This window comes from Pseudomonas sp. efr-133-TYG-23 (assembly GCF_030209215.1).
GTDB lineage: Bacteria > Pseudomonadota > Gammaproteobacteria > Pseudomonadales > Pseudomonadaceae > Aquipseudomonas > Aquipseudomonas rhodesiae.
Genome location: NZ_JARVSL010000056.1, coordinates 1 through 8,116 on the forward strand (window position 1 = coordinate 1; position 8,116 = coordinate 8,116).

Annotated in this window: 2 protein-coding genes; both read right to left on the bottom strand. The window is 62.8% G+C overall.

Going from position 1 to position 8,116, the window contains the following annotated elements; genetic code table 11:
- On the bottom strand, nt 1–7,705 hold a 7,705-nt coding region (locus tag QRN41_RS26090; protein WP_285422302.1), incomplete at its 3' end, for a non-ribosomal peptide synthetase.
- A 10-nt stretch (nt 7,706–7,715) separates the two neighbouring features.
- On the bottom strand, nt 7,716–8,116 hold a 401-nt coding region (locus tag QRN41_RS26095), incomplete at its 5' end, for a phosphopantetheine-binding protein (RefSeq protein WP_285422303.1).

An 8,116-nucleotide genomic window follows, 5' to 3' on the forward strand; every position in this document is an offset into this window, starting at 1 on the left:
TCTGCTGCGGGTCGGCCACCATTGCCTGCAACAGGTTGTGCCAGTGGCGGCCCATACGTTCGATGGTGGCGGCGGTAAACAGGTCGGTGGCGTAGCCCAGAGAGGCTGCCAGCCCCTCGCTCGACTCATGCACATCCAGGTCCAGATCGAAATGTGCGGTATGACTTTCCCAGGCCAGCCCTTCGACGCGCAGCTCATGCAAGGCCGCAGTCGACATCGCCTGCCGTCGTTCGGCCTGGTGATTGAACATGACTTGGAATAACGGGTTCAGACTGAGGCTGCGCTCCGGCTGCAGCGCTTCGACCAGTTGCTCGAAGGGCAGGTCCTGATGGGCCTGGGCCTCCAAGGCCCGCTGCTTGACCTGCTGCAGCAAGCCGCCAACAGTGGTTTGCCCATCGATATCGGCCTTGAGCACCTGGGTGTTGACGAAGAAACCAATCAGACGCTCGGTTTCCACACGGTTGCGGTTGGCAATCGGCACGCCAACGCGAATGTCCTGTTGGCCACTGTAGCGGTGCAACAGAACCTGGAACGAGGCCAGTAACAGCATGAACAGCGTTACGCCTTCGCGCTGGGCCAGGGCTTTGAGGTCAACCACCAGCGACGCGGGTATTTCTATGTGCGAACGCGCGCCGCGATGGCTCTGCTCCGCCGGGCGCTGATAATCGAACGGCAGCTCCAGCACCGGTTGCTCACCGCCCAGCAGCTCGCGCCAGTAGCTCAGCTGACGCGCCTTCTCGCCCGCCTCCATCCACTGGCGTTGCCACACTGCGTAATCGGCATATTGAATCGGCAGTGGCGGCAGTCGCACCTCTTGGCCTTGGCTAAAGGCGGCGTAGACCTGCACCAATTCCTCGACCATCACCTGCATCGACCAACCGTCGGAGACGATATGGTGCTGCACCAGCACCAGTACGTGATCATCTTCGGCCAGGCGCAGCAGATCCACGCGCAGCAGCGGCCCTTGCTCCAGATCGAAGGTCAGGGCGATTTTCGCTTCCACACACGTCTGCAGATCAGCTTCCTGGACATTACTGTGACTGATGACCACCGGCGCAGGCTCGCGCACGACTTGCACGGTGCCATCGCTGCCGTGGCGCAGCACGGTGCGCAGACTCTCATGACGGGCCACCAGATGATCAAAGCTGCGTTGCAGCGCGCCAATGTCCAACGGCCCCTTCAGGCGCAGCACACTCGGCACGTGGTAGGCGCGGCTGTCCGGGTCCAACTGCCAGAGGAACCACTGGCGCTCCTGGGCATATGACAGCGGTACCCCACCGTCACGCGCCAACGCAACCAGCGCCGGCGCGCGCCCTTGGTCGGCCCCCTCGCAGGCGGGTAACGCTGCGACGAAACCTTGCAGGCGCGGCTGCTCGAACAGCAATTTGAGCGGCACCTCAAGGGCCAGCGCGTGGCGAAGACGCGAGGTCACCTGCATGGCCAGCAACGAGTGACCGCCCAGCTCGAAGAAGTGATCCGTCAGCCCGACCCGTGCCATCCCCAGAATATCGGCCCAGATCGCTGCCACTTGTTGCTCGACGGCGCTGACCGGTGCCACCCAGGCCGGCTGCGAAAGATGCGCGTCAGGCTTGGGCAGGGCTTGGCGATCCAGCTTGCCATTGAGGTTCAACGGCAAGCGGTCAAGAAAGACCAGGTGCGCCGGCACCATGTAATCCGGCAGTTGTTCACGCAATACCGCCTTGAGGGTTTCACCCAGCGCCGCAGTCTCCTGCTGATCCGCCACCAGGTACGCGAGCAGTTGGTTATCGACGGCCAGCACCACCGCTTCGCGGACATTGGCCTGAGCCAGCAGCAACGTCTCGATCTCACCCAATTCGATACGGAAGCCACGAATCTTGACTTGATGATCGACACGCCCGACGTATTCGATCACGCCGTCGGCGCGATAACGGGCCAGGTCGCCGGTGCGGTACAGGCGTTCGCCAGCGTCAGCGAATGGATTGGCGACAAAACGCTCGGCCGTCAACCCCGCACGATTCAAATACCCACGAGCCAGGCCGCAGGCGCTGCCGATATACAACTCGCCCACCGCCCCCAGGGGTGCGAGGTTGAGATCGCGGTCCAGGACATACAGGGCGCGCCCTGGCAACGAGTGGCCAATAGGGCTGGCGGTAGCGCTCAGGGCTTCATCCGCTGCGCTGCAATCCAGCACACTGGACACCACCGTCGCCTCGGTCGGCCCATAGGTATTGAGCAGACGCACATGGCCCAGGCCAGCGCGTACCCATTGTGCGGGCCCGTCCAGCGGCATGGCTTCGCCGCCGATGTGCACTTGGCGCAAGGCACCATACGAACGGGGCCCGGCGGCCAGGCAATCAAGCACAAACAGGTGCCAATAGGCGGTCGGCAAATCGGCCAGGGTAATCCCCTGACTCAGGATCTCGGTATACAGCCGGCCGCTGTCCCATAGCGACGCGCCACGCAGGACCACCGCCGCGCCGTGGGTCAAGGCCGGGTACAGTTGCTCGACAAAACCATCGAAGTTAAGCGTGGCGAATTGCAGCACGCGGTCCTGGGGCGTCAGCTGCGAATAGCCGGCGGCAATGCTCGCGAATTCGTTCAGGGCGCCGTGGTCGATGGCAACGCCCTTGGGTTTGCCGGTAGAGCCGGAGGTGTAAATCACATAGGCCAGATGATCCGCGCCGATCGCCAAGGCCAAGTCTTCACCGGAGTACTCGGCCAGTCCTGCCTGGTCAATGGCCAAGGCTGCGACCCCTTCGGGAAGCACGATAGGCACGTGGGCGTGTGTCAGCACCAGACGCACACCGCTGTCTTCAAGCATGTGGGCCAGACGCTCGCGCGGGTAACTCGGGTCGAGGGGCACGTAGGCCCCGCCCGCCTTGAGCACTGCCAGCAGGCTGACCACCATGGCGAAGGAGCGCTCAACGGCAATCCCGACCAGCACTTGCGGCCCGACGCCGTGGGCCACCAGGCAATGGGCCAGGCGATTGGCCTGCAGGTTCAGTTCGGCATAGCTCAGCGATACGCCATCGAGCACCAACGCTACCGCGTGTGGGCGCTGCCGTGCCTGCGCCTCGAACAGACGCTGCACCCCGCCCGTCCAAGGCGCGGCCGGTGCACCGGCGTTCCAGGTCTGCGTAAGACACTGACGCTCACTGGCACCCAGCATCGGCAGGTCTGCAAGGTGTTCGTTCGGGCGTTCAACCACGGCCCGCAATACGCTTAGCCAGTGTTGCGCCATACGCTCAATCGTGCCGGCCTCGAACAGATCGGTGGCGTAGGTCAATGTCGCCCAAAGCCCATCGACGGTTTCCTGAGTATCCAGGCTCACATCGAAATGCGCGGTGTGGCTGTCCCATTCCAGAGCATCAACCTGTAGCCCCATCGCCTGCGGCGCCGCAGTGCCGCGCGCATCGATCTGATGGTTGAACATCACTTGAAACAGTGGGCTATGGCTCAGGCTGCGTTCCGGCTGCAGCGCTTCGACCAGTTGTTCGAACGGCAGGTCCTGATGTGCCTGGGCTTCCAAGGCCGCCTGCTTGACCTGCTGGAGCAGCTCGACAAACGACAGCTCGCCGCTGATGTCGGCCTTGAGGACTTGAGTGTTGACAAAAAAACCGATCAAACGCTCGGTTTCCACCCGGTTACGGTTGGCAATCGGCACGCCCACGCGAATATCCGACTGGCCGGTATAGCGATACAACAATGCCTGGAACGCAGCCAGCAACACCATAAACAACGTCGCGCCTTGCCGTTGGGCCAGGCCCTGCAAAGCCTCCAGCAACGCGGGGTCCAATAGCCATTCCACACGCGCACCGCGGTGGCTTTGCGCCGGGGGGCGGGGATGATCGAGCGGCAAGTCCAGCACCCGTTGCTCGCCGGCCAAACGCTCACGCCAATAGGCCAACTGGCGCGCCTGCTCACCGGCCTGCAACCAGTCGCGCTGCCACACCGCATAGTCGGCATACTGAATCGGCAGCGCTGGCAACTGCGGTTCCAGGCCCTGCTTAAGCGCGGCATAGGACTGCACCAGCTCCTCGACCATCACCTGCATCGACCAGGCATCGCTGACGATGTGATGCAGCACCAGGACGAGCACATGCTGATCCGCTGCCAGTTGCAACAACCGGACGCGCAACAACGGCCCAGTGCGCAAATCGAACGGTTCGGCGATTGCCGCCTCGACCTGGGCCCTCACCACGGCCGGATCATCGGTAGCGAGGGTCTGCTCTTCGATCCGCAACGCCGCTGGCGCAGCCATCCGCTGCACGGTGCGCTCACCCTCCGTGACAAACACCGTGCGCAGGCTTTCATGGCGTGCAAGCAAGCCATCGAAACTGCGTTGCAGCGCCTGGCGGTCCAGTGCGCCTTGCAGGCGCAAGGCTGCGGGGATGTGATACACCGCGCTGTGAGGCTCCAACTGCCAGAGGAACCACTGGCGCTCCTGGGCATAGGACAATGCCAGCGGTTGATCGCGCGCGCAGCGGGCAATCGGCTGCACGTCCAGCACGCTGTCGGAGAGTGCCTGCACAAAGCGCCCAAGCTCAGGCTGCTCGAACAACGCTTTGAGTGGCACATCGATTGCCAATGCCTGGCGCACGCGAGACACAACGCGTGTCGCCAGCAACGAGTGCCCGCCGATTTCAAAGAAGTGATCCGACAGACCGACCTGGGCCACGCCCAGCACTTCGGCCCAGATCGCCGCCACCTGGCACTCGCGTGCGGTCACGGGTGGCACGTAATGTTTTTGCAACGCACCAGCGTCGGGCCTTGGCAGGGCCTTGCGGTCCAGCTTGCCATTGGGGGTCAGCGGCATCCGCTCCAGCAGCACCAGATAGGACGGCACCATGTATTCCGGCAATCGTGCACGCAAGGCTGTCTTGAGCTGTTCCCGCAGCGCGGCCTGTTCCTGCTCAGCCAGCGGGTGGCGGGTGACCAGATAGGCAAGCAACTGCTCATGGTCAGCTATCACCACCGCTTCGCGCACCATTGGCTGCTCGCGCAGGCACGCCTCGATCTCGCCCAATTCGATACGGAAACCCCGCACCTTAACCTGATGGTCGACGCGGCCGATGTACTCCACCACCCCCTGCTCGCGATAGCGCGCCAGGTCGCCGGTGCGGTACAAGCGTTCGCCGGGACCGCCATACGGGTTGGGCACAAAGCGCTCGGCCGTCATGGCCGCCCGGCCGAAATAACCGCGAGCCAAACCGACGCCACCAATCAGCAGTTCACCGGGCACCGTCAGCGGGCAAGGCGTAAGCGTGTCGTTGAGGATAAACAGCGACGTATTGGCAATCGGTCGCCCTACAAACGGCACAGGCTCAAGCAATGGATAGGCGGCCGACCAGATGGTCGTCTCGGTCGGCCCGTACAGGTTCCACACCGTGCCTTGACAGGCGAGCATGCGCTCAGCCAGGTCGGCGGGCAGCGCCTCACCACCACACAGGCATTTGATTCCGCGCAGTACGGTGCAACGTTCGCTGTCCAGCAGCATGCGCCAGGTCGATGGCGTGGCTTGCAGCACGTCGATGGTTGCGTGCTGCACCAGGTCGAGGATGGCCTCCGGGTCCAGGGACGTGTCCTTGTCGGCCAGGACCACCGTCGCGCCCACCGCCAGGGGAACGTAAAGCTCCAGGGCAAAAATATCGAAAGAGAAGGTGGTCAACGACAACAGGCGTGCTTGTGCATCAATGCCCAAGGTGTCGGCCATGCCCTGGGTGAAGCTGCTTAGCGCGGCATGGCGCACCATCACGCCCTTGGGTTTGCCGGTGGAGCCGGACGTGTAGATCACATATGCCAGGTGCTCACCACTGAGTTCGACGTCTGGGTTGACGCTGCTGTAGCGCCCATCCGCGTCTTCGTCCATCAGTAGCACCTGCTGACCGACCGCCAACGGCAACTGTTGACGCAGGCTGCCGGCCGTCAGCACCACGTGCGCACGGCTGTCTTCGAGCATAAAGGCCAATCGATCAGGCGGGAAACCAGGGTCGAGCGGCACGTAGGCACCGCCGGCCTTCAAGGTTGCCAACAGCGCCACCGCCATCTCGACCGAGCGCTCCAAAGCCACCGCCACCAGCACGTCGGGACCGACGCCAGCGCCGCGCAAACGATGGGCCAGTCGATTGGCACGTCGGTTCAATTCGCCATAGCTCAGCACTTGGCCGTTGCACGCCAGTGCCGTCGCATCCGGGCGCAGCCGAGCCTGGTCTTCGAACAGGCGATGCACGCCCATATCCTGGGCAAACGCCCGCTGGGTAGCGTTCCAGTCATGCACCATGTGCTGCAACTGGGCATCCTCCAGCAGCGGCAATTCACCGACACGACGAGTGCAATCCTGGCTGACGCTGTGCAGCAAACGCTGCCAGTGTGCAAGCAGGCGCTGCATGCCGGGGGCGTCGAAAAGGTCCGTGGCATAGGTCAGGGACGCCTGAATGCCTTCGGCCGATTCCTGGGTATCCAGGTTGAGATCCAATTGCGCGGTCTTGCTGTCCCACTCCAAGCCCTGGACCTGCAGACCCGTTGCGCTGGCGCCGCCGCGCTGGGTATCGGTCTGGTGGTTGAACATCACCTGGAACAGCGGGTTATAACTCAGGCTGCGTTCCGGCTGCAGCGCTTCGACCAATTGCTCGAAAGGCAAGTCTTGATGGGCCTGGGCTTGCACCACGCGTTCGCGAGTGTGGTGCAACAGTTCGCGAAAGCTCATCTGCCCGTCGATGTCAGCCTTGAGAACCTGTGTGTTGACGAAAAAGCCGATGAGGCCCTCGGTCTCCGCGCGATTGCGGTTGGCCACCGGCACGCCGATGCGAATGTCCCCCTGACCGCTGTAGCGATACAACACCGCCTGGAATGAAGCCAGCAGCAGCATGAACAGCGTCACACCTTCGCGCTGCGCCATGGTTTTGAGACGGGTGACCAACGCGGCGTCCAGCGCCAGGTCCAGACGTGCACCGCGGTAGCTTTGTATCGCAGGCCGTGGGCGATCCATCGGCAATTCCAGCACTGGCTGCTCACCGCCCAGCAGGTTTTCCCAGTACGCGAGTTGGCGCTCGCGCTCGCCGGCTTCCATCCAGCTGCGCTGCCAGAGCGCATAGTCGGCGTACTGGATTGGCAAGGCCGGTAGCTGCGGTTCGAGCCCCTGGACATGGGCGGCATACAATTGCACAAGCTCGTCGACCATGACCTGCATCGACCAGCCATCGGAGACGATGTGATGTTGCACCAGTACCAGCACATGCTCCTGCGGCGCCAGGCGCAGCAGTTTCACTCGCAGCAACGGGCCTTGCTGCAAATCGAACGGCCGGTCAATTTCGGCCTGCACCCAGTCTTTGACCTGGAATGCCTGGGCCTCGACCAAGGTGATTTCCACCCGCGCGTTTTCGACAATGACCTGCAAGGCGCTGTCACCATCGGGCTCAATGTGCGTGCGCAGGCTTTCATGCCGGCTAACCAGAGTGTCGAAGCTGCGCTGCAAGGCTGCTACGTCCAGCTCTCCCACCAGACGCAGCGCCCGAGGCACGTGGTATGCGGTGCTCTGCGGCTCCAACTGCCACAAAAACCACTGCCGCTCCTGCGCATAAGAGAGTCGAAGCGGCTCGCCTTCCTGACGCTTGAAAACCGGGGCGATCTCAAACAGGTTGATGCCTTGTTGCTTGAGCATGACCGCCAACGCTTTCTTTTGCTGCGCAGAAAGTGAACCCACCGACTCGATTAATGCTTGCACGCCACGCCCCTCAGGAAATCAATTTATCCAAATCTTCTGCTGATAGACGTTTGAGGGCCTCCAAGGATTTAGCCAATGCGTCCTGCACCGGCGAATTATTTGTTTGCTGGGCCGCCACGTAAGCACTGAAATCAGCCAGGGTGGGTGCGGTGAAGATCGACTTGACGTCGAACTCGGCGTGCAAGCGCTCGCGCAGGCGCACCACCACTTGCGTAGCCAGTAACGAATGCCCGCCCAGCTCGAAGAAGTTGTCGTGCAGGCCGACACGCTGAACGTGCAAGACCTCGGCCCAGATCGCGGCGACCTGTTGTTCGAGTTCGCTCTGGGGCGCAACGTACTCGCGGGCCATCAGGCTGGCATCGGCCTTGGGCAGCGCCTTGCGATCCAACTTGCCGTTGGGACTCAGCGGCA